Origin of the sequence: Hoyosella subflava DQS3-9A1, assembly GCF_000214175.1 — a bacterium.
GTDB lineage: Bacteria > Actinomycetota > Actinomycetes > Mycobacteriales > Mycobacteriaceae > Hoyosella > Hoyosella subflava.
This window is the reverse complement of the sequence record NC_015564.1, coordinates 4,663,105-4,685,036: the sequence shown is the minus strand read 5'-3', so window position 1 is coordinate 4,685,036 and position 21,932 is coordinate 4,663,105. Positions and strand designations below refer to the sequence as shown.

At 61.3% G+C, this 21,932-nt stretch carries 28 protein-coding genes; 17 read left to right on the top strand and 11 right to left on the bottom strand.

The window, feature by feature from the left end; genetic code table 11:
* Positions 1-95 precede the first annotated feature (95 nt).
* The 5 genes from AS9A_RS21680 to AS9A_RS21660 all read right to left on the bottom strand — a co-directional run bounded on the left by AS9A_RS21680 (position 96) and on the right by AS9A_RS21660 (position 5,340).
* Positions 96-1,157: a hypothetical protein gene (locus tag AS9A_RS21680; protein ID WP_013809316.1), complete on the bottom strand. Its 1,062-nt coding sequence runs from the start codon at positions 1,155-1,157 to the stop codon at positions 96-98.
* Entirely contained in the window at positions 1,150-2,397 is a 1,248-nt protein-coding gene (locus tag AS9A_RS21675) for a sensor histidine kinase (protein ID WP_013809315.1), read from the bottom strand. The genes AS9A_RS21680 and AS9A_RS21675 overlap by 8 nt, the downstream gene beginning before the upstream one ends.
* A 10-nt stretch (positions 2,398-2,407) precedes the next feature.
* Positions 2,408-3,094: a response regulator transcription factor gene (locus tag AS9A_RS21670; protein ID WP_013809314.1), complete on the bottom strand. Its 687-nt coding sequence runs from the start codon at positions 3,092-3,094 to the stop codon at positions 2,408-2,410.
* Positions 3,095-3,178: 84 nt separating this feature from the next.
* Positions 3,179-4,513 (bottom strand): glycosyltransferase family 87 protein, encoded by a 1,335-nt coding sequence (locus AS9A_RS21665; protein WP_049793813.1) that lies wholly within the window; start codon positions 4,511-4,513, stop codon positions 3,179-3,181.
* Positions 4,514-4,548: 35 nt separating this feature from the next.
* A complete protein-coding gene (locus AS9A_RS21660; protein ID WP_013809312.1) occupies positions 4,549-5,340 on the bottom strand; it encodes a deoxyribonuclease IV in 792 nt (263 codons plus the stop codon).
* A 180-nt stretch (positions 5,341-5,520) separates the two neighbouring features.
* Here AS9A_RS21660 and rpsF point away from each other — a divergent pair, with 180 nt between their 5' ends.
* The 5 genes from rpsF to dnaB all read left to right on the top strand — a co-directional run bounded on the left by rpsF (position 5,521) and on the right by dnaB (position 9,101).
* A complete protein-coding gene (gene rpsF / locus AS9A_RS21655) occupies positions 5,521-5,808 on the top strand; it encodes a 30S ribosomal protein S6 (protein ID WP_013809311.1) in 288 nt (95 codons plus the stop codon).
* Between the two features lie 76 nt (positions 5,809-5,884).
* Positions 5,885-6,385 (top strand): single-stranded DNA-binding protein, encoded by a 501-nt coding sequence (locus AS9A_RS21650; protein ID WP_013809310.1) that lies wholly within the window; start codon positions 5,885-5,887, stop codon positions 6,383-6,385.
* A gap of 50 nt (positions 6,386-6,435) precedes the next feature.
* A complete protein-coding gene (gene rpsR / locus AS9A_RS21645; protein WP_013809309.1) occupies positions 6,436-6,672 on the top strand; it encodes a 30S ribosomal protein S18 in 237 nt (78 codons plus the stop codon).
* A gap of 19 nt (positions 6,673-6,691) precedes the next feature.
* Entirely contained in the window at positions 6,692-7,147 is a 456-nt protein-coding gene (gene rplI / locus AS9A_RS21640) for a 50S ribosomal protein L9 (protein ID WP_013809308.1), read from the top strand.
* A 631-nt stretch (positions 7,148-7,778) separates the two neighbouring features.
* Complete coding sequence (gene dnaB / locus AS9A_RS21635; protein ID WP_237707983.1) at positions 7,779-9,101, top strand: replicative DNA helicase; 1,323 nt, start codon at positions 7,779-7,781, stop codon at positions 9,099-9,101.
* Positions 9,102-9,112: 11 nt separating this feature from the next.
* On the opposite strand, the gene AS9A_RS21630 is transcribed toward dnaB, so the two are convergent.
* Positions 9,113-9,595, bottom strand: a complete 483-nt coding sequence (locus tag AS9A_RS21630; protein WP_013809306.1) for a MarR family winged helix-turn-helix transcriptional regulator — start codon at positions 9,593-9,595, stop codon at positions 9,113-9,115.
* Between the two features lie 30 nt (positions 9,596-9,625).
* Between AS9A_RS21630 and AS9A_RS21625 the strand changes: the two genes are divergently transcribed.
* The gene (locus tag AS9A_RS21625; RefSeq protein ID WP_013809305.1) at positions 9,626-10,168 is read left to right on the top strand and encodes a cupin domain-containing protein; all 543 of its coding nucleotides are present in this window, start codon (positions 9,626-9,628) and stop codon (positions 10,166-10,168) included.
* 32 nt (positions 10,169-10,200) lie between these two features.
* Here the strand turns inward: AS9A_RS21625 and AS9A_RS21620 are convergent, their stop codons facing one another.
* Positions 10,201-10,782: a TetR/AcrR family transcriptional regulator gene (locus AS9A_RS21620; RefSeq protein WP_041451284.1), complete on the bottom strand. Its 582-nt coding sequence runs from the start codon at positions 10,780-10,782 to the stop codon at positions 10,201-10,203.
* 54 nt (positions 10,783-10,836) lie between these two features.
* On the opposite strand from AS9A_RS21620, the gene AS9A_RS21615 reads away from it, so the two are divergent.
* Positions 10,837-11,280 carry a PaaI family thioesterase gene (locus tag AS9A_RS21615; protein ID WP_013809303.1) on the top strand — a complete coding sequence of 148 codons (444 nt, stop codon included), beginning with the start codon at positions 10,837-10,839 and terminating at the stop codon, positions 11,278-11,280.
* Here the strand turns inward: AS9A_RS21615 and AS9A_RS21610 are convergent.
* Positions 11,277-12,254, bottom strand: a complete 978-nt coding sequence (locus AS9A_RS21610) for an L-lactate dehydrogenase (RefSeq protein WP_202798179.1) — start codon at positions 12,252-12,254, stop codon at positions 11,277-11,279. The two genes, AS9A_RS21615 and AS9A_RS21610, sit on opposite strands and share 4 nt — an antisense overlap.
* Before the next feature lie 44 nt (positions 12,255-12,298).
* On the opposite strand from AS9A_RS21610, the gene AS9A_RS21605 reads away from it, so the two are divergent.
* The 9 genes from AS9A_RS21605 (at position 12,299) to AS9A_RS21565 (ending at position 18,315) form a co-directional block, all read left to right on the top strand.
* The gene (locus AS9A_RS21605; RefSeq protein ID WP_013809301.1) at positions 12,299-12,979 is read left to right on the top strand and encodes a GAP family protein; all 681 of its coding nucleotides are present in this window, start codon (positions 12,299-12,301) and stop codon (positions 12,977-12,979) included.
* Positions 12,980-13,098: 119 nt separating this feature from the next.
* Positions 13,099-13,521, top strand: coding sequence for a YciI family protein (locus tag AS9A_RS21600; protein WP_013809300.1), 423 nt, complete (start codon positions 13,099-13,101; stop codon positions 13,519-13,521).
* Between the two features lie 16 nt (positions 13,522-13,537).
* The gene (locus tag AS9A_RS21595; protein ID WP_013809299.1) at positions 13,538-14,764 is read left to right on the top strand and encodes an RNA polymerase sigma factor; all 1,227 of its coding nucleotides are present in this window, start codon (positions 13,538-13,540) and stop codon (positions 14,762-14,764) included.
* A 73-nt stretch (positions 14,765-14,837) separates the two neighbouring features.
* Positions 14,838-15,722, top strand: coding sequence for an alpha/beta fold hydrolase (locus AS9A_RS21590; protein WP_013809298.1), 885 nt, complete (start codon positions 14,838-14,840; stop codon positions 15,720-15,722).
* Between the two features lie 41 nt (positions 15,723-15,763).
* A complete protein-coding gene (locus AS9A_RS21585; protein WP_202798235.1) occupies positions 15,764-16,285 on the top strand; it encodes a GNAT family N-acetyltransferase in 522 nt (173 codons plus the stop codon).
* 85 nt (positions 16,286-16,370) lie between these two features.
* Positions 16,371-16,709: an ArsR/SmtB family transcription factor gene (locus AS9A_RS21580; protein WP_041451283.1), complete on the top strand. Its 339-nt coding sequence runs from the start codon at positions 16,371-16,373 to the stop codon at positions 16,707-16,709.
* A complete protein-coding gene (locus AS9A_RS21575; RefSeq protein WP_041451282.1) occupies positions 16,706-17,191 on the top strand; it encodes an SRPBCC family protein in 486 nt (161 codons plus the stop codon). The genes AS9A_RS21580 and AS9A_RS21575 overlap by 4 nt, the downstream gene beginning before the upstream one ends.
* 72 nt (positions 17,192-17,263) lie before the next feature.
* A complete protein-coding gene (locus AS9A_RS21570; RefSeq protein WP_013809293.1) occupies positions 17,264-18,055 on the top strand; it encodes an HNH endonuclease family protein in 792 nt (263 codons plus the stop codon).
* Complete coding sequence (locus AS9A_RS21565; RefSeq protein WP_013809292.1) at positions 18,052-18,315, top strand: hypothetical protein; 264 nt, start codon at positions 18,052-18,054, stop codon at positions 18,313-18,315. The genes AS9A_RS21570 and AS9A_RS21565 overlap by 4 nt, the downstream gene beginning before the upstream one ends.
* A gap of 81 nt (positions 18,316-18,396) precedes the next feature.
* Here the strand turns inward: AS9A_RS21565 and AS9A_RS21560 are convergent, their stop codons facing one another.
* The 3 genes from AS9A_RS21560 to AS9A_RS21550 all read right to left on the bottom strand — a co-directional run bounded on the left by AS9A_RS21560 (position 18,397) and on the right by AS9A_RS21550 (position 21,453).
* The gene (locus AS9A_RS21560) at positions 18,397-18,849 is read right to left on the bottom strand and encodes a hypothetical protein (protein WP_013809291.1); all 453 of its coding nucleotides are present in this window, start codon (positions 18,847-18,849) and stop codon (positions 18,397-18,399) included.
* Between the two features lie 138 nt (positions 18,850-18,987).
* Positions 18,988-20,784, bottom strand: a complete 1,797-nt coding sequence (locus tag AS9A_RS21555; protein ID WP_013809290.1) for a penicillin-binding transpeptidase domain-containing protein — start codon at positions 20,782-20,784, stop codon at positions 18,988-18,990.
* 165 nt (positions 20,785-20,949) lie between these two features.
* Positions 20,950-21,453 carry a GNAT family N-acetyltransferase gene (locus AS9A_RS21550; protein ID WP_041452363.1) on the bottom strand — a complete coding sequence of 168 codons (504 nt, stop codon included), beginning with the start codon at positions 21,451-21,453 and terminating at the stop codon, positions 20,950-20,952.
* 33 nt (positions 21,454-21,486) lie between these two features.
* On the opposite strand from AS9A_RS21550, the gene AS9A_RS21545 reads away from it, so the two are divergent.
* A complete protein-coding gene (locus AS9A_RS21545; RefSeq protein ID WP_041451281.1) occupies positions 21,487-21,903 on the top strand; it encodes a RidA family protein in 417 nt (138 codons plus the stop codon).
* Positions 21,904-21,932 lie beyond the last annotated feature (29 nt).

The window sequence follows — 21,932 nt, the reverse complement described above, 5'->3', positions numbered from 1 at the left end:
CTAAAACTAGGGGCAACATCCAGGGCGTTTATGGGACGCATTGTTGCGATTAGTTTTGATCGCCGGCCGATCAAATTCTCCGTGTGGTCTCCTGGTCACAATGTTGGAGAGACGCGGGTCGGTTCACGGCTCCACTCTGTTTCGCCGTGTCTGTTAATTGTGATTCTTGTTGTGAAATCGTTGCTTGTACTGAGAATCGTCGCCAATACGTCGCGCCCATTCGGCAATACCCGGGCCGTGACCCGGCCGTTCAGCGCGTCGTCGAGAACTGAACTGATCGCTTTGCGCACCCGGGACACAATTTCGGCGCTGGCTCCGGTAAGACCACCGTCATCGAGCAGGACGACGTCGACCCCGCGCTGCCTGGCGTGCTTCGCTGATTCCTGGATGGGAGCGACGGCGAGTGCCCTCGCCCGGAGCGAGTCCCGCAGCTGGCCTTCGATCAACCTGCACTCTTCTCGCTCGGCCGCAGTGAGCTCCGTGCCTGACGCGATGAGTTCGAGGAGTGGGCGGACAAGCTCATTGAGACGCTGCAGCCGCTGGTCGCGCTCCTCGAGTATCGCGGTTGTCGATGCTTGTTCCGCAGCTCGCTGCAGCGCCCCCTCTTGCAGCGCGAATACCGTCCGCGCGACGGGCCGCATCGTGAATGCGAGGATTGTCGCGAGTAGTAGCAGGTTGGCTGAGAATGCGGTGCGCCAGAACCCGAACGCTAGCCCCTCACCGTGGCTGAGCCCCCACCACGTCAGCACAACAGCCATCATGCCCATGCTGATCCACGCAATCAGGATCCGTCCCCGCAGTGCGGTGAAACACACGATGAAGGTCACAGCGTTGACGTACCAGGTGGCGTTATGCGGGAACTCTCCCGGCGTTAACTGAAACGAGAAAAGCAGTGCCAGCACCGGAGCGATGGCGCCAAGCGGTAGCGCAGCGCGCAGAGGCAACGGGTCGCTCTTGGCGAATACGATGGCGAAGCCGCCGAGCGCGATCGCCGTGATAGCCACTGCTGCGACGACGGGATATTCGAGGCCGCTGGAACTGCGGGCGGCGACGATGACGTATGCCGCCACCACGAACACGACCACAATCCACGCTGCTGAGCTGCGAAGACCCAAGATGGCGGGGATATCACGGTGGCGGAATGGGCTGTCAATCATCGCTGCTCCGCCAGAAAAGTGTGACGTTGGTGCCGCCTCCGGGGGTGCTTTCGACTCGTGAGCTTCCCCCGGGTACACGTGCCATCCTGCCTCGGATACTCACCGCGAGTCCTAGGCGGTCAGCAGGGATGCTCCGTGGGTCGAAGCCTCTGCCGTTGTCGTGCACGGAGACGCGGCACCGTTCTGGGTACATCGATATTGACACTGTCCGGTGCGTCGTGCGTCCCGGCACGTCGGCGTGCCGAATGCTGTTGGTCAGCGCTTCAGCGAGTCCCGCACCGATCGCACGCACGGCGTGCGCGGGGATTGTGAAGCTGTCCATCTCGCGCGGGGCATCGAGGTTGACGATTACATCTTCCGAGATGTCCATTGCCGCTGAGCGTAAGTACGCGACTGCTTCAGAGCCGCGGAAGGCCCGCGCTGCCTCTACGCCGGCGCGCAACCCGTCGATTTGGTCGAGAGTGCGGCGCGACTGGCGCGCTAGCACCGCAGTGTCACCGCCCTGTGAAGCGTTGAGAAGCGTTGAGATCACGCCATCGTGGATCAGCCCGTCGATGCGTTCACGTTCCTGGTTGCGAGCCGCGGTTGCGGCTGCTTTCGCTGCGCGTGCTTGTGCGCTCGCTTTGATTTCGTCCAGCCGCCAGCCTGTGTTGAGACCGATCAGGCCCATCGAGACGTAGACAGTCGCTGCTGTCGTTGCCATCGCAATGTCTTCGATGACGTTGCCCCATTCGGCGTGCTCGGCGGCATACGCGTTCAGCAGCACACTCCCAGCTGGGATCAGCGCCAGGTAGGGCAGAGCTATTCGGGGTGGCCAGGCGACGGCGGCTGCCATTGCCGCGAGCGCGTTAACCGACCATAACCAGCAGCGAAAGTCGTCCTCGAGTGGGGGGCCAGAGTAGGCGAGTGGCCACGTGATCAGCGCCAGGACATAACCGATGGAAATGGTGCGGAGCAGGACGCACAGAATCCGGATTGGAGCGAAGTACGCGGTCAGAGCGAGGACAAGGGTGGAGGCGAACACGGCGGACAAGGCGGGGATGCTCCACCACATCGGCAAGATCTCTAATTCGCGCGTCACACGCTGCTGATTGAGCAGGCCTAGGGAAACACCAGCGACGCCCAGTACCAGCGCGAATGTGCGGAAGACCTTGTGGTACGCGGCCGGAGTTATCGGCTCGGTTTCGGCGGCAGCCGATTGTTCCTGAGAGTGCGGCTTCGCCAGCACTGCGGTAGACACGGCAGCATCCTCACGAGCCGGGATGTTCGGGTACGGGCAGCCAGCCGTCTTCGACCGCCCGCTTGAAAAGATCAGTTTTGGTCGGCGCAGGCCGACCCGCCTCCGCGTACTTTTGACGGATCCGCGCTAGGTAGTCATACACGGTCTGCTCAGCGAGGCCGGTGAGGTGCGCAACGCGGGTCGCTTTCTCGCCGGACGCGTACAGCGCCAGCACTTCCTGCTGGCGTGGGCTGAGGCCCACGTTGGGCAGGTGCGGATCACCATCGATGGCGGCGGCCCAGTCGGTGGTGACGACCTGCCCGCCTGCTGCCGCGCAGCGGATGGAATCAACTACCGCCGCAGCCGGCTCGGATTTGCGGACGACGCCAAGAACGCCAGCTCGGGCAGCGGATCGTACTAGGAAGGGATTTTCCGCCCCGGTGAACGCAAGGACCTTCAGGCCGTGCGAATGCAATGTACTGACGTTGCTTTTTGGCGAGGACCCGTCGCCGAGCCGCAAATCAAGGACGACCAGATCGAGGTCCTGCTCCTTGTCCAGAAGGTTCTGGACGGTGCGGGCCGCGACCACAAGTTCCAGATCTGGGTAATCCGCCAGGATGGTAGCGAGTCCGATCGCCACCGACTCGTGATCCTCAACGAGGCCGATTCTCCGTACGCGTGAGTGTGCCTCCGACGTGTGCCCAGTGCTCGCCGACATCACTACCTCCCCAGCGCGTCCCGCCACGACGCTGCCCATTGTCATTCAAACAAATGATCGTACTACGGCAATGAGAACACAGGATTACGGGCTGTGCGTTTTGGTATATGCGTTCACGGGTGAGGTATCACGCGTTATTGTGTCGTTTTCGTCCGGCACGTAGGACGCTCGCAGGAAGAGTGCGTAGAAGATGACAAGGCCAGCCGCTCGGCCCCAGACCCCCACCTGTGTCACAAGTTCTGAGCCGCCAGTTGGATCGATGCCCGCTCCGAGATCGTAGAAATACCGGAAGACACCGATGCCAATTGCGATGTCGGCGAGAAGATATGCGCCGATCAGTTGCCACGGAACGCGAAGGAGAATGAAGAACGGGATCAGCCACAGAGCAAACTGTGGTGAGTGAACCTTGTGGAAAAGCAGGAAACCGCACAGCATCGCCGCCGAGACTCCTACCCACGGGTACGTTCCGTGCCGGTGGTAGGTCCACCATCCGACTGCGACCGCGACGGCGAAGGAAGTAAGGATCAGTGCAGGTGAAAGCAACTCCACCCAGGCGTCGTAGACAGTCTCGTCTTCCATCCTAGGGAGGAGGCCCCAGTACCAGATCGAGTTTGTTGTGATATCAGCCCGGCGGAGTGACTGGAACTCGAATGATGCCCGCCAGCCCTCGAAGCCAGCAATAGCGAATGGCGCATTTATCGCGGCTACGGTTGCCACCGCGGCACCCGCGACAGAAAAGGCCCCCCGGAAATCGAAGTGCCCGCGCTCTTTCTTCCCCTCTGTCAACACATAGAGAGCCAATGGGAGAACAAAAATTCCGGGGTACAACTTCAGGCACAGGCCAATGCCGAGCAGGACAGCTGCGACAATACCGCGCGTTCGAATGCTCCACGTTTGGGCCGTCGTCACGACGTATATCGCGGCCACAGCGGTGAAGACAACGGGCAATTCCCAATTGTGGAAGCCGTACATAATGAGCGGAGGAGTTGCGACAAACAGCAACACGCGGTGGCCGCCCAGCTTGGCGAGCATCCACGCCGTCAGCAAAGCGAACGGCGTGAGCAAGAGAGCCGAGTAGAAGAGGAACTCCGCGTCGTTGGACGAGGGGATGGCGCCGAGCCACATCAGTACGCCGGAGAGCACCGGGTATTCAACGGTGCCACCGAAAAGCCGACCATCAGGGGTTATGCCGCCCTCGATGAACGGGAAAACGTGGCGGTCGATGTCACGTCCGAGCCACAAGAGCTGAATATCCGAGTAGCAGACCAGCTGATTCTTGTACAGGTCGAAATTCTCGCTGCGCCCGAATTCGCTGAACACGGGCCCGGCACACCGGGCCTTGTTGAGGTATGCCAGCAGCAGGGAGAATGCCGCCAGCACCACCGCAATCAGTGGCAGGTGCCTGCGCACAGCTGTCATCACCACGAAACTCCTCGCAGACGTCTTGATGCAGCTTAATTGCTGGCGGGTTGTGACTGCGAAAGCGTCTCACGCAGAAATTCGATGTCGTCCTCGAGTCCCTCGGCAGGCGTCTCGAGAACCACAGGTGCACCCGCCTGGCGAACGACTTCGGTGAGTAGTTGCGGGTCTATCGTTCCGTCGGCGAGATTCGCGTGACGATCTCGCGCGGAGTTGAACTCATCGCGCGAGTTGTTCAAATGGACGAGGTCGATACGGCCCGTGATCGACCTGATTCGCTCGACGGCGTCGACGAGGTTCTCCCCGGCCGCCCATGCGTGACACGTATCGAGGCAGAAGCCGGCCCCAAATTCGCCGACGTGATCCCACAGCCGAGCGATGGAATCGAAGTACCGCGACATCGCAGAATCCCCGCCTGCGGTGTTCTCGATCAGAATCGGAACAGCGAAACCGCCTTCATCGTCCTGCCGTTCGAAGAGCTTGCGCCAGTTGGTGAAGCCCTCCTCGACGGCCTCGCCCTGGCGCACGTGACCGCCGTGCACTACCAGCCCAAACGCGCCGAACTCCGCGGCCGCTGTGGCCTGCTGCTGGACGGCTTTGCGGGAGGGGATCCGAATACGGTTGTTCAAGCTCGCCACGTTAATGACGTACGACGAGTGAACTACTACGTCAATGCCACTTTTCCGCAGCTGATCGGCTTGGGGGTGCGGCTTGGGCTTGTTCCACTTCTGAGGGTCAGTGACGAAGAGCTGAACAACCTCAGCTCCATATCGCTGAGCGGAACCAAGGGGATCAGCATCATCCCGGACGTGGGCACCGATACGCATGCCACCAGCCTAAGCGACAACTGCCCATGGGGCCGGCCGGAACCCCCTGGGGCGATGGCCGGGCGGGCGAATTCGCTTTGGCCGGGACGAACTGGTAGCTTTCGGGGGTTACTGACGTAACGACCCTCCTGCCACGGAACGTCCGTGGCCGTACAAGCCCGTAGGAGGTGATGTGGTCCCGTGCGTCAATACGAACTGATGGTGATTCTCGATCCTAGACTGGACGAGCGCACCATTGCCCCTTCACTAGATACTTTCCTCAACGTCATCCGTCAGGGCGGCGGCTCCATCGACACGGTCGATATCTGGGGTAAGCGCCGCTTGGCATACGAAATCAACAAGCACAGCGAAGGCATCTACGCAGTCATCAATGTGTCGGCTGAGCCTGCAACCGTGAAAGAACTTGACCGTCAGCTCGGGCTCAATGAGTCAGTTCTGCGTACCAAGGTCCTGCGGGTCGCGAGCTGATTTACCCAGATCTAGACCCAGTGCCCTGTGGCCCACCCGGGCCGTACGCCCGGGGCCGCCGACGAACGGAGGATTCATGGCAGGCGACACCGTAATTACGGTGATTGGCAACCTCACCGCAGACCCAGAACTCCGCTTCACTCCTGCGGGTGCAGCCGTCGCGACGTTTACCGTTGCGTCGACACCGCGGAAGTACAACTCGCAGACCAGCCAGTGGGAGGACGGCGACGCGCTGTTCCTCCGGTGCAACATCTGGCGTCAGGCTGCGGAGAACGTCGCGGAATCACTGCAAAAGGGAATGCGCGTCATCGTGAACGGACGTTTGCGTCAGCGCAGCTTCGAAACCCGAGAGGGTGAGAAGCGCACGGTGATTGAGCTTGAAGTCGACGAAGTCGGTCCCTCGCTCCGTTACGCGACCGCCAAGGTCAACAAGGCGGGCCGTAGCGATGGTGGTCAGGGAGGCGGCGGACGTGGTGGTGGCTTCACAGCCGGTGCCGCAACCGCAGCCAGCGATCCCTGGGGCAGTGCTCCTCCGGCTGGCGGATTCGCTGCACAGGATGACGAACCGCCATTCTGAGCAGGGTCTGGGTCTGACCTTCAGACACCAGGAATACACGGAGAACGACCATGTCCAAAGCGCTTATGCGCCCGGCAAAAACAAAGGTCTGTGCGTTCTGTAAAGCTACAGAAGCGCAGATCAACTACAAAGATTCGACGATGTTGCGGAAATTTGTCAGTGATCGCGGCAAAATCCGTGCACGTCGTGTAACCGGTAACTGCGTCCAGCACCAGCGGGACGTTGCTACAGCAGTCAAAGTTTCACGAGAGATGGCCTTGCTGCCGTACACCTCAACGGCACGCTAAGGAACGGGAGGACCCAAGAATGAAGCTCATCCTCACAGCTGACGTTGAGCACCTCGGCGCTCCTGGCGACACCGTCGAGGTCAAAGACGGCTACGGCCGCAACTACCTGTTGCCCCGCGGATTGGCGATTCGTGCCACCCGCGGTGCGGAAAAGCAGGTCGAGGAATTGCGGAAGGCACGCGAAACGCGCGCTGCCCGCGACCTCGAGGCGGCCAAGGAAGGCCAGAAGAAGCTCGAGGAGCTCGGCACCCTCACCCTTGCTGTTCGTACGGGTGCGGGTGGCAAGCTCTTTGGCTCAGTCAGCGCTGCCGACGTCGCAGACGCACTCAAGGATGCCACCGGCCTTGCGGTTGATCGCCGCAACGTCGAACTGCCCTCAGCTCACCTGAAAGCAGTTGGCAAGTACTCGGTGGCAGTGCAGCTGCACTCGCAGGTATCAGCGAAGCTGAACCTGCAGATTCAGCCAGCTAGCTGAATTAGCCACATCATCTAGCCCCAGGGGTTTCCCCTTGGGGCTAGATGTGCTTGTGGATAATCTCCGTGCGCCGAAGTTTGATCACTCCTCAGCAACGCGTGCGCGTGTCCCCTTTCATTTGTCACATCCGTGTTTCGACGCGCTCATCGTCAGCCGCTCACTACCTCAAAGTGTGGTCTGTATCACTGCAGGTAGACGAACATTTGGAGACAACACGCCGAAATCCTGGAACTCAGCGACACGCCGTACACAGGGTTGTCCACAGTATCAACAGCCCATTTCTTGTCCTTGCCAGCGCTAACAATGTCCAGCGTGCTGATTGTCCCCAAGTTATCCCCAGGCTGTACACAGATCGCTCCTGGTCTATCCACAAACTGTGCACAGGTCTGTGCACAGGTGATCTTGCGGTTATCAACATGAGTCCCTAGCGTCGAGCGCGCAGAGCCGTCCGGCAACATGTCGTACCCCTCGGGTATGAAAGTTTCGAGCGTTCACGATCGGTGCTTAGGAGGGGTGCGTGGGGGTAGTCGACGACCGGGGTTATGTCGCACCGAGCGACGGAGACGAGGCCCCGGGTGATGGCAGCAGCCACAGCAGCAATGGGAACCGCACAGACTCCCGCGCTGACGGCCTGCTTCGTCAGCCGCCGCAGGACCTCGGCGCTGAGCAGGCCGTGCTGGGCGGCATGCTGCTCAGCAAGGACGCGATTGCGGACGTTGTAGAGAAGCTACGCCAAGGGGATTTCTACCGCCCGGCCCATCAGGACATTTACGACAGCATCCTCGATCTGTATGGGCGAGGCGAACCCGCAGACCCGGTCACGGTCGCTGCTGACCTGGAGCGGCGTGGCGACCTGAGACGCATTGGTGGCGCGCCTTACCTGCACACGCTCATCTCCACGGTTCCTACCGCCGCCAATGCGGGTTTCTATGCGGAGATCGTGGCGGAGAAGGCCATTCTGCGTCGGCTGGTCGAAGCTGGGACGCGGATTGTGCAGTACGGCTACGCAGGTTCGGACGGACAGGACGTCGCCACTGTCGTCGACCGGGCACAGGCGGAAATCTTTGAGGTCACTGAACGTCGCACCACCGAGGACTATGTTGCGCTCGAGGAACTCCTCCAGCCCACCATGGATGAAATCGACTCGATCGCTTCCCGCGGTGGCATTTCACTCGGGGTCCCAACAGGTTTTGTGGAATTCGACGAACTCACCAATGGGCTGCACCCCGGTCAGATGATCATCATCGCGGCCAGGCCTGGGGTTGGAAAATCCACGCTGGGAATGGATTTTTTGCGGTCGTGCTGCATCAAGTACGGAAAAGCGGGTGCGCTCTTCTCCCTCGAAATGAGCAAGACAGAGATCGTCATGCGGCTGCTGTCCGCTGAGGCGAAAATCAAACTCGCAGATATGCGTTCGGGCAAGATGAACGATGACGACTGGACGAAACTAGCCCGCCGAATGAGTGAGATCAGCGAGGCGCCGCTCTTCATCGATGACTCACCAAATCTGACAATGATGGAGATCCGGGCGAAAGCACGTCGTCTCAAGCAGAAGAACGACCTCAGTCTCGTCATCGTCGACTACCTGCAGCTCATGTCTTCCGGCAAGAAGCACGAGTCACGGCAACAGGAGGTCTCTGAATTTTCGCGAAGCCTGAAGCTGCTGGCGAAAGAACTCGAAGTCCCTGTTATCGCGATCAGCCAGCTGAACCGAGGCCCTGAACAGCGCACAGATAAGCGCCCGCAGGTCTCTGACCTGCGTGAATCGGGATCGCTTGAACAGGATGCCGACATGGTTATCCTGCTTCACCGGCCAGACGCATTCGAGCCAGACGACCCGCGCGGGGGAGAGGCGGACATCATCGTGGGCAAGCATCGTGCCGGACCGACTGCGACCATCACTGTCGCTCACCAACTGCACTTCTCGCGTTTTGTGGACATGGCCCGGGGGTAGAGCAGCTTCTCTCAATGCTCGCTCTGCGGGTACAAGTCGTAGACGCTAGCGAGCTGGGTGCGAAGCTCAGCAAATGCACGCGCGCCAATATGGTCGCGTATCACCTCATCGATTCGGGTCGTGCACCTACGTGCGATCGCTAGCGCCTCGCGTCCGGCGTCGGTAAGGGTTACGAGACGAGCACGACGATCGGCTCTAGCGACCCGGCGTTCAACGAGGCCGCACTGCTCTAGATGCGTCACCAGCTCACCCATCGACTGCTGTGTCATCCCGGCGGCGTCCGCAAGTTCTGTGACGCGCACGCCCGGCTGGCTGCTTTCACTGTCCGCTTCTTCCATCCGAGCGGAGTCGAAATATCGGAATACGGCGAAATGCGCGGGCCGCAAACTGTCGTCGAGCACCGCGCGCAGCTCACGGTTCAGTTCACGCTCAACGGCCCGCGACGCGAGTGTGAGCAGCTTCAGCAACGATGCATCGGGTGTAGCTATTGACACAATACGAAGGTTACCTTTATATCTTGAAGGATGGAACAGCGGCCCGAACTCGTTTTTCGTAGCGGTCATCGGATCCGGCTGCTTGCGGAGGGCTCCGATGGTGAAGGCGACTATCTGCGGCTCGAACATCAACTGCCACAATGTGGCCGGCAGGCTGGTCCCCACTGGCACCCTGTTCTCGGTGAGCGCTGGACTGTCCGGGAGGGCAAGTTGCGGTTCCGCATCGAAGGAACTGAGACGGTTGCAACTCCGGGAACCACGGTGAGTGCCCCCGCGCGCGCTGTCCACGAGTTCTGGAACGAATCCGCCGGCACAGTCATTGAGCACGAAATTCGCCCACCGCTTCGTCATTGGGAGATGTTCACCCTCTGGCGAAACCTGGACGTCACAGGGAAGACCACACGTTCTGGCGTGCCACGCGACCCGCTGGCACTATCGCTGCTGTGGGACTACCAGGACGGTTACATTGCCGGGATTCCGGTGTGGATTCAGCGTGTCGCGCTGGGAACTCTGGCACTCATCGCGCGGCTAGCCGGCTATGAGCGCCGGTGGGCAACATCAGACGCAGCCTGAGTTGGAACCAGCAGGCCTTGCCGCGGAATGTGTTAGCTGAGCAAAAGGCGGCTGGCGATACGGCGAACGAGGTCGCTCGCTCTATGTGGCACAGAATCTCCCGACTGCAGGTGGCTGCCGACGATGGCGAGTGGCAGGCCGAGCATCGCGAAGGCAACCTCGTCACGGCGGTGCCCGGATCGTTCTGCGATTGCGGCGACGACCGTTGCGAACTCGCGGTCACGTGCGCATTCCTCGGCCTGGTTGGCCGCAATCTGGTCGGCTGACCAGGTCTCGGGTGAGAACGCCCGCATCCCGGAATGCAGCACCGCCGCGCGCTCTGGATGGATGCGGCACCACTCGACACACCAGACGGCTACGGTGATGGCGGCGTCGGGCGAGGGGTCCGAACCGAGCTGGTCGCGGTAGCCTGCTTCAAAATCGCGGGCCGTGTGACGCCACACTGCCGAGAGCAGCGACGGCCGATCTGGAAAGCGGTGGTACACCGAGCCGCTTGGCGCGCCGGTCATACGCGCGATCGCCGCCATGGTTACCTCGCGTGCTCCACCACGGGCGAACAACGTTATTGCCGCTTCGATCAATGTCTGTGCGGTGTGCACTGAGTGTCGGCCCATATTTTAGAGGATAGTCTCTAGCCGTTATAGAGATAAGTCTCTATTTTGGTAGTTATGAGGATCGCCAACACGTCGGTTGCTTCCGACTCACTCGCACTCGCTCAAAAGGTCCTGGCGGCGCAGCCCTTCAATGGACAGATCGGTGCCAGAATCACGGCGTTCGGTGAGGGTGCCGCTGTTCTGGAGATAGATATTGAACACAGGCATCTTCAGCAGTACGGCCTCGTCCATGGCGGTGTGCTGGCGTACGCGGCAGACAATGTCCTCACGTTCGCGGCTGGAAGCGTGCTGGGGCCGAATGTGGTGACAGCCGGAATGACGGTCAACTATTTGCGCCCTGCACGTATCGGCACGCTTCGCGCTACAGCCACCGTGGCCCACCACACCCGGAAACAGGCGGTCGCGACCGCATCCATCGAAGCGATCCAGCCAGACGGGACCGTCACACTCTGCGCAATTGCGCAGGGCACCGTATGGGCAACCTCTGGGGAACGCTAGAGACCAAGCGTCCGAAGAGATGCCGCTAGAGTGTCGGCGGAGCGGTGGAGCAGCGTGAGTTCATCTGCTGCGAAGGGTGTTTCGGTGACTGGGACGGCGCCTGATGCGCTGACTACGGATGGCACTGACAGCGCAATGCCATCGACGCCGTACAAGCCGCCCAGGACCGTACTCACCGGCATGATTGCGTGCTCGTCCCCGAGGAGGGCTTCGACGATGCGTGCCCCCGCGAGACCGATTGCGTAGTTCGTTGCGCCTTTTCCCTTAATCACCTTGTATGCCGCGTCACGGACATCAATCGCGATGCGATCGAGTTCCTCAGCGGCGAACGGTGGGACGCTTTCCGGGCTGCGCCAATCGAGGATGGGAACTGACCCGATTCTTGCGTTTGACCACACTGGGAATCCGGTGTCACCGTGCTCACCCGCAATGTAGGCGTGCACGCTGGCGGTTGAGATTCCGGCACGGTCGGCGAGCAGTCTGCGTAAGCGTGACGTGTCGAGGACCGTCCCAGATGAGAACACCCGGTGCGGGGGGAGCTCGGACATGCGGTGCGCGGCCACCGTGAGCACGTCGCACGGATTCGTCACGAGTACGTAGAACGCCTCGGGCGCATGCTGAACAAGGTCAGGCATGAGTTGCTCGAGCAGACGGACGTTCGTTGCGGCGAGGTCCAGCCGGGTCTGTCCGGGATGCTGCTTCGCGCCCGCGGTGATGACCACGACGTGCGCGCCTTCGACGGCGATGAGGTCCTTGGAACCCACGATGTCGCTCACGCCGGTGAACTGGGTGCCATGCGCGAGGTCCAGCACCTCCGCATCTACCTTCGCCTCATTGATGTCGTACAGCGCGACGTGTCGTGCCGAACCGCGGATCAGCGCCGCATAGGCAAGGCTCGCCCCGACGCTGCCTGCGCCGACAATCGCTAGTTTCGAATTCTCCACCACGCCCATGAAGATCATTGTCTCAGTCATTCTCACTGAAGCGAGATACGCGCCCGGGGTAGGCTGGCAACCTGATGACGACGCTGTTGCTGGCGCTACTGGGGTTTTCGCTCCTTGATTCCCTTGACGTTCTGTTAGTGGGGGCGACCGCTGCGATCGTCTACGATGCACGCCTCGCCCGCAGGTCGCCAGTCCCAGGTGGGGTCGGTTTTCTGCTCGGCGTTTTCATGGTCACTACTGCCTTTGGTCTTCTGACTGTGCTGGGCGTGAGCTTCCTGGCTGACCACTTTGAGGTCAGCTTCACCCCAACGATGCGCTACTGGGCCGAGTTATTGGTGGGCGTCGTACTGATCGTCATTGCGCTGCTCCCGGCTTCGGAACGAAAGCAGCCCCCGGAATGGACGGCTCGGCTTCGCCGGAACCCCTTACTCCTCCTCGGCGTCGGTGTCGCGATCGGTATGGCTCAAGCCCCCACGGCGGTTCCGTACCTTGCGGGATTAGGCATGATTGTGGCTCACCAGCCGCTGCCGGGGTGGTGGCCACTCATCGTTGTCGTGTACTGCCTGGTCGCTCTGATTCCGCCAGCTGTTGTCCTCATCATGGCGACTCGTTCAACAACCGCCGCCCGACGTCGGTACCTGGCGGTCATTCGTTTCGTGACTCGCTACGGACCACGAGCGGTACGTGTCGTGTTTCTGGTTGCGGGCACGGCACTACTGGCCGATGCAGCGATGAACTACCAGCATTTGCTGTGATTGAGCACCGGCCGGCAAATTTTGAAGAAATTTTGCGGGAATGTCGATCCACTCGTTTCCCAGTCGACGTCAGAGTAGAAGGAGCCACGAGGGCACCTCAGAGAGCAAAGGGAACGACGATGAAGTACATGCTGATCATGCGATCCACCGATGCGGCTATCGAAGCGTCGAAGGACATGCCGTTCGAAGAGATCATCAACGCGATGGGCGCCTACAACGAATCCATGATGAAGGCAGGAGTGCTGCTTGGTGGTGAGGGGCTTTCCGGGGCTGAAGAAGGTTTCGTCGTTGACTTCTCCGCTGAGGAACCCATCGTGACTGACGGTCCGTACGGTGAAACGCACGAACTCTTCAACGGTTTCTGGCTCATTCGGGCATCGTCGAAGGAAGAGGCTGTGGAATGGGCCAAACGCTGCCCGTTGGGCCCCGGGTCGAAACTCGAGGTCCGTCGCGTCACGGATGAAAGCGATTTCGAAGACTTCTCCGACAATGAGTACGTCCAGAAAGAAGCTGGATGGCGGGAAGAACTCGGCACCAACTGATGAAGCGAGCTGCGAGATGACTGATATCCGCCGAACCCTCGATGCGATCTGGCGCATCGAGGGGGCGCGAGTGGTCGCCGTACTCGCGCGGATGGTCGGAGATGTCAGTCTCGCTGAGGACCTCGCGCAGGAAGCCGTGGCCGACGCGCTGGTCCAGTGGCCTGAGTCGGGTGTGCCCCGAAATGCCGGGGCTTGGCTCACCGCTGTAGCGAAACGCAAGGCAATCGACAGTTGGCGTCGGCGTGAGCGGCTTGACGAGCGCTACCGCACGATCGCTCGTGACCTTGAAGCGCACATCAGCGGCGAGTGGGAACCGATTGATGATGACGTGCTGCGGCTCATCTTCACTGCGTGCCATCCGGTGCTCGGCCGGGACGCTCAGGTGGCGATGACCCTCCGCATAGTCGGTGGCCTGGCCAGCGAGGAAATCGCGCGGATGTTCCTAGTCGGAGTGCCGACGATGCAGCAGCGGATTGTGCGGGCAAAGAAGACTCTCACGGCCGCTCGAGTGCCGTTCGAGGTGCCCGAACCTGAGGAATGGTCCACTCGCTTGAGTGGAGTGCTGAGCGTAATTTATCTGATCTTCACTGAGGGTTATGCCGCGACATCGGGCGACCGCTGGATTCGCACGGATCTCGCCAACGAGGCGTTGCGTCTCGGGCGTATTGTTGCGGAGCTTGCGCCCGGAGAACCGGAGGTACATGGACTCGTCGCACTCATGGAGTTCCAGGCTGCACGGTTCGCGGCGCGCATAGCGCCGGACGGATCACCAGTTTTGCTCGCCGACCAGGACCGGGCTCGATGGGATCATGGTCAGATCGCTCGCGGAGATGCGGCCCTCGCCCGAGCGGATGCGCTCCACAGGGGGCGCGCCAACTACGCACTGCAAGCGGGGATTGCGCAATGCCACGCCCACGCGGCGAGTGTTGAGGCCACCGATTGGGATCGGATTGTGCTGCTATACGAGGCACTGGGAGAGCTCACAAAGAATCCAGTTGTCGAACTCAACCGTGCAGTCGCGGTCTCGATGACCTCGGGGCCTTTAGCGGCGCTGGAGATTGTTGATCGGCTCTCCGCTGGCGGCGCGCTGCGCGGCTCGCACCTGCTGCCGAGCGTGCGCGGGGAATTGCTGGCGAAACTGGGTCGCATCAGCGAGGCACGCGCCGAACTCACGACGGCGGCAGAACAAGTGACCAATGAGCGCCAGCGCGCCGTGCTCCTGGCAAAGGCGAAGGCACTGTGACCAGGGAGCGATGAGATCTGTGTGATCCCCTGGTCTACATGACATCACCGAAGCCGAACCGGAGGTCTTGAACGTGAGCAGCGCACCAATAACCCAAACCCTCGATGTCTCCGGCGCAGTGCTGCACTACGACATCCGGGGCGAACTGCCCGAACGCGGTGCTGCCGACAGGGTGCTCCTACTCGCAGGCTCACCGATGGACGCGTCAGGTTTCGGTACCCTCGCGTCGCATTTCGAGGAACGCGCCGTTGTGACGTACGACCCCAGGGGCACCGGCCGGAGCCGCCGGACAGACGGAACTGGTGAACTGACGCCCGAAACCCACGCGGACGACTTGCACCGTCTGATTGTTGAGCTGGGCGTCGGACCAGTGGATATCTTCGCGAGTAGCGGCGGCGCTGTGAATGCGCTCGCACTGGTTACCGCACATCCAGATGATGTGCGCACTCTCGTTGCGCACGAACCGCCGCTCGCGACTGTGGTGCCTGATAGCGACGTCGTGCTGGCGGTATGCGAGGACATTTACCGCACCTATCAGCGCTCTGGCAGTGGCCCTGCGATGGCGAAGTTCATCGCCCTGACCGGCGTGAAGGGCGAGCTTGCGCCGTCGTATCTGGACGAGCCAAGTCCCAGCGCCGCGGACTTCGGTTTGCCGACGGAAGATGACGGCGCCCGCGACGATCCGCTTGTGGGACAGAACCTTCGAGGCTGCTGCGGATATGAGCCTGACTTCAATGCGCTAGCAAACCACCCCGCGAGGATCATCGTGGCCGCTGGTGAGGAATCCGCGGGTGAGTTCGCTGCGCGTGCCGCCGCTGCGCTTGCCCATCGACTTGGGACCGAACTAGCTGTGTTCCCCAGCCATCACGCTGGTTTTCTCGGTGGCGAGTATGGCATGACGGGAGAGCCAGAAGCGTTCGCGCGCACCCTTCGTGACGTCTTGACGGCGCAGCGGTGAGCTCAGTCCGTGCAAATATTGACGACATGGGGATATCGAGGTTGATGATCCGCGATGCCACCGCTGCGGACGCCGCAGCGTGCGCTGCGATCTACGCACCATATGTCACCGAAACGGCGGTTTCTTTCGAGACCGAGGCCCCATCCGTTGCTGACATGGCAGCGCGCATCGCGAGCGCCCGCGATGAGTATGCGTGGATTGTCCTGGAAGATGACGGCGTCGTGGTCGGATACGCACATGGGGGTTCGCACAAGGTGCGCGCTGCTTATCGATGGTCGTGCGAGGTGAGTATCTACATGCAGATGGGGCGGCGCCGCACGGGAGGTGGCCGCCTGCTTTATCGCGAGCTCTTCACGCGACTGGCAGCCCGCGGCTACCGCACGGCGGTAGCGGGCGTGGCACTTCCGAACGACGCCAGCGTGGGCGTTCACACGGCGATGGGCTTCGAGCAGGTCGGTGTGTACAAGCGGATCGGATGGAAGAACGGCGCGTGGCACGATGTTGCCTGGTTTCAGCTGGCCCTCACGGATCACGAGGACGAGCCACCGCAGGCGATTAGCTGAGCAGCCGTCGGCCACCACTTGTCCGATTGGGACAAATGCGAGGTAACTCTTGCGTGTGGCCACAAATAGGCAGAAACTGAACTACATGGTTCAGTATCGGGAGCAGCTCGACTGGGGTTTCGCGGCACTGGCCGATCAGACCAGACGCGGCATCCTCGAGCATCTCGGTGCCGGTGATGCATCGATTTCCGAACTCGCAGAAATGTTTCGAATGACCCTGACGGGGATGAAGAAACACATCCAGGTTCTCGAATCAGCTCAATTGGTCACAACGCACAAGGCCGGAAGGGTCCGGTACTGCAGCCTCGGGCCCCGGCGGCTAGACGCCGAAACCGCGTGGATCGAAAACTACCGCCAGATGCTCGAGATGCGCCTTGACCGACTCGGCGACTTTCTCGAGCAAACGAAAGGACAAATGTCATGACTACCTCAACGCCCGCGGACTCACTCAGTGTGTCAACACCAGGCGACCGCGAAATCCAGATCGCACGAATCTTCAATGCGCCTCGTGTCATAGTCTGGCGCGCTATGACCGAGCCGCAGCTCGTCGCGCAGTGGTGGGGGCGGGGCAACAAACTCGAGATTGAAAGGATGGTTGTAGAACGTGGCGGGCACTGGCGGTTCGTCGAGCACGCTGACGGTGAGCAGCACGGATTCGAGGGCCGCTATCGCGAGGTCACGCCACCCGAACGGCTTGTGTACACCTTCGAGTGGGACGGCATGCCCGGCTATGTCGTCGTCGACAGCGTGACTCTCGAGGACCTCGGCGATGGGCGAACCCGCGTAGTCACGCACTCGATTTTCCATACCAGCGCAGAACGCGACGGAATGCTCGAGTCTGGGATGTCGCAGGGACTCAGTGCAAGTTACGTCGCACTCGACCAGCTCCTCGACTCCCTGAAGTAGCAGCCCTTTGGAGATCCGCCCGCACATCTGAATAATCAACTCCAGCAAGCTATTTCAGAATGAGGGGTTGTTGTGGCCGTATCTGCACGCTGGACTGTCGGAGCTGTTGTTGGAGCGGTTGCCCTGGGAGTTGTCGCTTGCCAGCCGTCGAGCTTCGAGGACACGCTGGACGAGTGGTTCGATTTCATCGATACCGGAAGCCTCACGCCCGAGGAAGCACCCCCACACTATCCCGATGATCGGGGAGTCCTGGCCCTCATCAGCGAGCTCGAGATGGCTGCTGAATCGACCATGGCCGATTACGACCGAAGCGACTTTCCCCACTGGGAACGCCTGGACCCGCAATTCGGGTTCGGCGCCACTTACAGCTTCATCGAAGGGCGCTGTACCTCCCGTGATGCTGTCCTCCTGCGCGACGCTACCGGCGATGTCACCCTCGATCCGGACACCTGTGACTTCGCCGTCGGACCAGGTGGCGGGTGGTTGGATCAGTACGGGGTGATCGACCGGGAATCTGGCGAGTTGCGCGACTACAAGTGGATGACCAACTCTTCCGATGTCGATGCGGAACACATTGTTGCCCTCGGTGAGGCATGGCGTTCAGGTGCAAGCGAAATGGATCTGGAGACGCGAACGCTGATTGCGAATGACGCGCTGAACGTGGTGATTTCGGACCCCTCAGCAAACCGGTCGAAAGGTGATCAGGATCCGTCGACGTATTTGCCGCCGGGAAACTTCCGTTGCGAGTACGTTGAGCGCTACACGCAGGTCAAGGTCAAATACGGCCTGACGGTAGATCCGGACGAACACAGTGCGCTGAGAAATGCAGCGACAGAATGCATCACGAAGGGAGAGCTTGAATGAGCGAGTGCGTTCCCGTTCCCGGCAAAGTGGTGGTGATGACTGACGAGGAAGGTTCGATCTCCGGCGAACTCGACGTTCAGCTCGACGGGGACGGCCATGGCCTGGTGCGCTACCGCAACAATGCAACCTGGCTGACTATTGGCAACCTCGACGGACGGCCGCCGCGCACCTGGGACAGTATCGACGAACTCGCGAACGCGATCGACGCCAACAAGGGAGCCGTAGACGCGGCAGGCAACACCATCCCGTTCGAGGCGTGAGACCACCGGGGCAGTCTCCAGCTACGAAAATCCATCTGCGGTAGTCGCTTTTGTCGGCGATTTCGGGCAGGTTCTGTTGACTTACGCAGATGGATTCGGGGAGGTCTGTTGCTGCTTGAGGACAGCTGAATGTATCTCGCGGACTTCCTTCGCGATTGCATCGAGTTCCCCAAATTTCGCAGTGAGTTCCGGAACTTTGCCCAGTACTTCTCGCTCCTCATCCAACCGGGAGAGCAGCTTCTTGACATCACTGAGCGTTGCGGACGATTCAGTGAGGGTCGTGTCGACGTTGCCGAGCACGCTGCTCAGAGTCCTGCCGATCCCGGTGAGGGTCGTGTCGACGTTCTGCAGTGTGCGGCCCACGTCAGTCATGAGTTTGTCGACTTCAGCTAAGGTTTGGGCGACCTCGCCCATCGTGTGCTTGACCTCGCCAAGTGTGGCGTCGACTTCCTCCCGAACATCCTGGAATTCCCGGATTGTCCGACTGGGTCTGCTGAGCGCATCGGATAGAGCCTGGGGCAGAAATCGTGCCATCACGACTCCTTCGCTGTACGTATGTCGTGACCAAAGGTGCGATGCGCTAGCGGGGACTTACCCTAGCACGCGGCCGGTGACGGGATCCGCCGTTCTCACGCTCATCTGCGCGGTGTCGACAGTAGCTGCCGCCGGTAGCTATTGCGCCACGGCCCGGAGGAATCGTCCAGACGCCGCGACAGCAGGTGCGGAAGAGTCTCCACCTTCGACGAACGTAGCAAAAGCGATGTCCCCGGCGATGCCGACGAACCAGCCGTTGGAAGCGGCACCGCCGACTTCCGCGGTTCCAGTTTTTCCGCCGAGGCCGGCAATGTCGGCGAGCGCGGTGGCGGTTCCGCTGCTGACGGTTTCGCGCATCATTTCGCGGATAGCGTCGACGACACTTACCGGGAGCGCGGCGGGTTCTGCATCCCCCGTCGTCTCCTCATCCTCGAGGAGGCCAGGCATGATCATGGTGCCGTCGTTTGCGAGCGATGCGACTGCGACTGCCATCCCGAAGGGGCTCGCGAGTACTTGTCCCTGTCCGATCGCAGCCTCGACGCGCGCGGGACCACTTTCGGTGGTGGGGACGCTGCCCGTGACTGTAGTGAGCCCTGGGATATCGAAATCCACTCCGAGGCCGAGTGATTCAGCAGTCTGTGTCAGCGCTTCAGGCTCCAGCTGGACGGCAAGCATCGCCTGTGTGGTGTTGCATGACCGCGCGAACGCCGTATGTAGCGGTACTTGCCCCAGGTCGAAGCCTTCATCGTTGGGTATGGTGCGGCCTTCGACAGTCGCCTCACCGGGGCAGGGCAGCAGCTCATCGGGCGAAGTGATGCCAGCGTTGAGCGCTGCGGAGGTCGTGACGATCTTGAATGTCGATCCGGGTGCGTATAGCCCGGTAAGGGAGATCGGACCCTGCGAGTCTGCGGCGGAGTTTTGTGCCACCGCGAGGATTCCGCCGGTAGAAGGCTCGATAGCGACGATTGCCGCTGGCTGGCCTTCACCGTCGACGGCAGCCTGTGCGGCCTGCTGGTATTCCAGGTCCAGGGAGGTCGGCACGTTGGCGACCACACCTGCATCCTCCCCGGCGATGCGTTCAAACGAGTCAGGATTACTCGCGATGACGGACCAGCCTTGCTCGGCGCGCAGTGTCTCTTCCCACGCGTCGGGCAGGCCACGCAGGACGGGTGTCGTGAGTGCCCGGTCCTCTGTCAGCAGCCGGCCCTGCTCGCTGAGCTGCACACCCTCTATCGCGGCGAGTTGGTCACGGATCGGTGCTGCCGCGTCCTCCCTGAGCGTAACGACGGCATAGCTTTGTCCCTCAGCTTCGGCCATTCCCTCGCGGATGGAGCTCCCCGTGATTGTCGGCGCCGCATCAGAAACCGCGGATGCGACTGAATCTGCGCTTGCCTCCGCTCCAGCTGCCAGCGTGACCACGGTGACGGTTTGCCAAGTCATGACTGGCACATCGTTGCGGTCCACGACCGGGGTGTCATAGTCGAGGAGATCCGAGTAGACAAGGCGGCCTCCAGGTTCGAGCCTGGTGTCGATGAGCTGGGGCGACCACACCAGACGCATGCCCTCCGCGGTTTCTGCGAAGTCGGCCTCGCCGACAGTTTCTGCGATACGCCCCTCCCCGAGGTCCCACACGGTCACTGTCTGCGCGACGTCTTCTTCGATGCCGATACTCATCGTCCTGCCTGCCGTGACCATTCCGTCAAGGCTGGCCTGGATGGCTTCGGCAGCGGAGTCCGGGTCGGTCGTCATGGCTGCTGCCGTTTCGACGTCGCCAGCGTTCACGGCATCGGCGAACGCCTCGAGGGTGTCGCGCCGCTCGTCCGTGAAGAGCCCGCAGGAGGTTGCGCTGATCATGACGAGCGCGAGCCCAGCCGCGAGAACAAGCCTGGAGCGGAGACGAATGTGCAGCGAGGAGTTCAGTCGCGGTGCGCGCATAGAGCCATCGCACCACGCGATCTTGCTGGTGTCGAGTGCGCAGGCGTCTGAGATATGCCGAGACGTCGACTGAGGCAAGGCTATGACCTTGCTTGGACCAGCTTCGGGCGGCGCCCGGCCGTATCTCGATCGTGTGGGCATACCCCGCGGCGCCGAGGAGGAGCCTTATAGATCCCGACGCATACAGGCGCGTGGCCAGCGGTCGAGACCGCGGGCTGCTTCTTCTGTTCTGATCGCTCGCAGGCCTGGTGTCATTTCGTCTTCACTGAGGTACCGGAAGCCGAGTTTCCGATAGTAGGGACCGTTCCACGGAACCTCAGTGAACGTGGTGAGCGTCAGCGTAGAGAGCCCCGCTTTTCGTGCCCAGTCCGCCACGTGCTCGATCAGCTGTCTGCCAAGCTTCTGGCCTGCACGATCAGGGTGGACAGATACCTGCTCAATGTGAGCGCAGTCGTCGACGACATCCGCGATGAGATAGGCGACCGGAACATCCCGATCATCGGTATAGACCCAGGCGCGGCCCGCCGATTCGTACCGCAGCAACTCGTCGAGGGAAGGCGGGTCATCTTCGGCCACTGCCCCCATACCGATGTCCGCGAATGCAACCCCCGCGGCTCGTTCAATAGCTTGCACGACCGGAAAGTCAGCCCTGCGGACTGGCCGAATCATGTTCACCGCCCCTCACATGTGCTTGAGTGAAGTATGCCTTCTGCTGTGACTTTGATCCGCTCTTCCTCATTGTCCGATATTGCCGAATACGCCTATGCCGCAACTGCTCCTGCTGACGCTCGGCTGGTTTTCCTCGCCGGCGCGTGCCCCCTTAACGCTGACGGCTCGACGGCCGCAATTGGCGACTACGCCGGCCAGGCAGTGAAATCGATCGAGAACATGAAGGTCGCGCTGGCTGAGGCGGGAGCGTCGATGGCGGATGTCATCCGTACTCGTGTGCTTGTCGCGTCCTCATCCCAGACCGACCTGGTCACCGCCTGGGAAGTGGTGCGGGACGCGTTCGGAGACCATGACGTACCGAGCACATTGTTGGGCGTAACGGTCCTCGGATATGACGACCAACTTGTCGAGATCGAGGCGATCGCGGCAATTCGCGAGCCGAACGCGTGAACTGCGGGAGCCACTTAGCGGAAGAGGGG

Bases quoted from the DNA above. Each gene is read 5' to 3' on its own strand.
- AS9A_RS21605 (WP_013809301.1), top strand. From the start codon at position 12,299: ATGACGACGCTGTTGCTGGCGCTACTGGGGTTTTCGCTCCTTGATTCC.
- AS9A_RS21580 (WP_041451283.1), top strand. From the start codon at position 16,371: ATGGTTCAGTATCGGGAGCAGCTCGACTGGGGTTTCGCGGCACTGGCC.
- rpsR (WP_013809309.1), top strand. From the start codon at position 6,436: ATGTCCAAAGCGCTTATGCGCCCGGCAAAAACAAAGGTCTGTGCGTTC.
- AS9A_RS21610 (WP_202798179.1), bottom strand. From the start codon at position 12,254: ATGACTGAGACAATGATCTTCATGGGCGTGGTGGAGAATTCGAAACTA.
- AS9A_RS21575 (WP_041451282.1), top strand. From the start codon at position 16,706: ATGACTACCTCAACGCCCGCGGACTCACTCAGTGTGTCAACACCAGGC.
- rplI (WP_013809308.1), top strand. From the start codon at position 6,692: ATGAAGCTCATCCTCACAGCTGACGTTGAGCACCTCGGCGCTCCTGGC.
- AS9A_RS21550 (WP_041452363.1), bottom strand. From the start codon at position 21,453: ATGATTCGGCCAGTCCGCAGGGCTGACTTTCCGGTCGTGCAAGCTATT.
- AS9A_RS21620 (WP_041451284.1), bottom strand. From the start codon at position 10,782: ATGGGCCGACACTCAGTGCACACCGCACAGACATTGATCGAAGCGGCA.
- AS9A_RS21680 (WP_013809316.1), bottom strand. From the start codon at position 1,157: ATGATTGACAGCCCATTCCGCCACCGTGATATCCCCGCCATCTTGGGT.
- AS9A_RS21650 (WP_013809310.1), top strand. From the start codon at position 5,885: ATGGCAGGCGACACCGTAATTACGGTGATTGGCAACCTCACCGCAGAC.
- AS9A_RS21670 (WP_013809314.1), bottom strand. From the start codon at position 3,094: ATGTCGGCGAGCACTGGGCACACGTCGGAGGCACACTCACGCGTACGG.
- AS9A_RS21545 (WP_041451281.1), top strand. From the start codon at position 21,487: ATGCCTTCTGCTGTGACTTTGATCCGCTCTTCCTCATTGTCCGATATT.
- AS9A_RS21600 (WP_013809300.1), top strand. From the start codon at position 13,099: ATGAAGTACATGCTGATCATGCGATCCACCGATGCGGCTATCGAAGCG.
- AS9A_RS21625 (WP_013809305.1), top strand. From the start codon at position 9,626: ATGGAACAGCGGCCCGAACTCGTTTTTCGTAGCGGTCATCGGATCCGG.
- AS9A_RS21595 (WP_013809299.1), top strand. From the start codon at position 13,538: ATGACTGATATCCGCCGAACCCTCGATGCGATCTGGCGCATCGAGGGG.
- AS9A_RS21660 (WP_013809312.1), bottom strand. From the start codon at position 5,340: ATGCGTATCGGTGCCCACGTCCGGGATGATGCTGATCCCCTTGGTTCC.
- AS9A_RS21565 (WP_013809292.1), top strand. From the start codon at position 18,052: ATGAGCGAGTGCGTTCCCGTTCCCGGCAAAGTGGTGGTGATGACTGAC.
- AS9A_RS21555 (WP_013809290.1), bottom strand. From the start codon at position 20,784: ATGCGCGCACCGCGACTGAACTCCTCGCTGCACATTCGTCTCCGCTCC.
- AS9A_RS21615 (WP_013809303.1), top strand. From the start codon at position 10,837: ATGAGGATCGCCAACACGTCGGTTGCTTCCGACTCACTCGCACTCGCT.
- AS9A_RS21560 (WP_013809291.1), bottom strand. From the start codon at position 18,849: ATGGCACGATTTCTGCCCCAGGCTCTATCCGATGCGCTCAGCAGACCC.
- AS9A_RS21665 (WP_049793813.1), bottom strand. From the start codon at position 4,513: ATGACAGCTGTGCGCAGGCACCTGCCACTGATTGCGGTGGTGCTGGCG.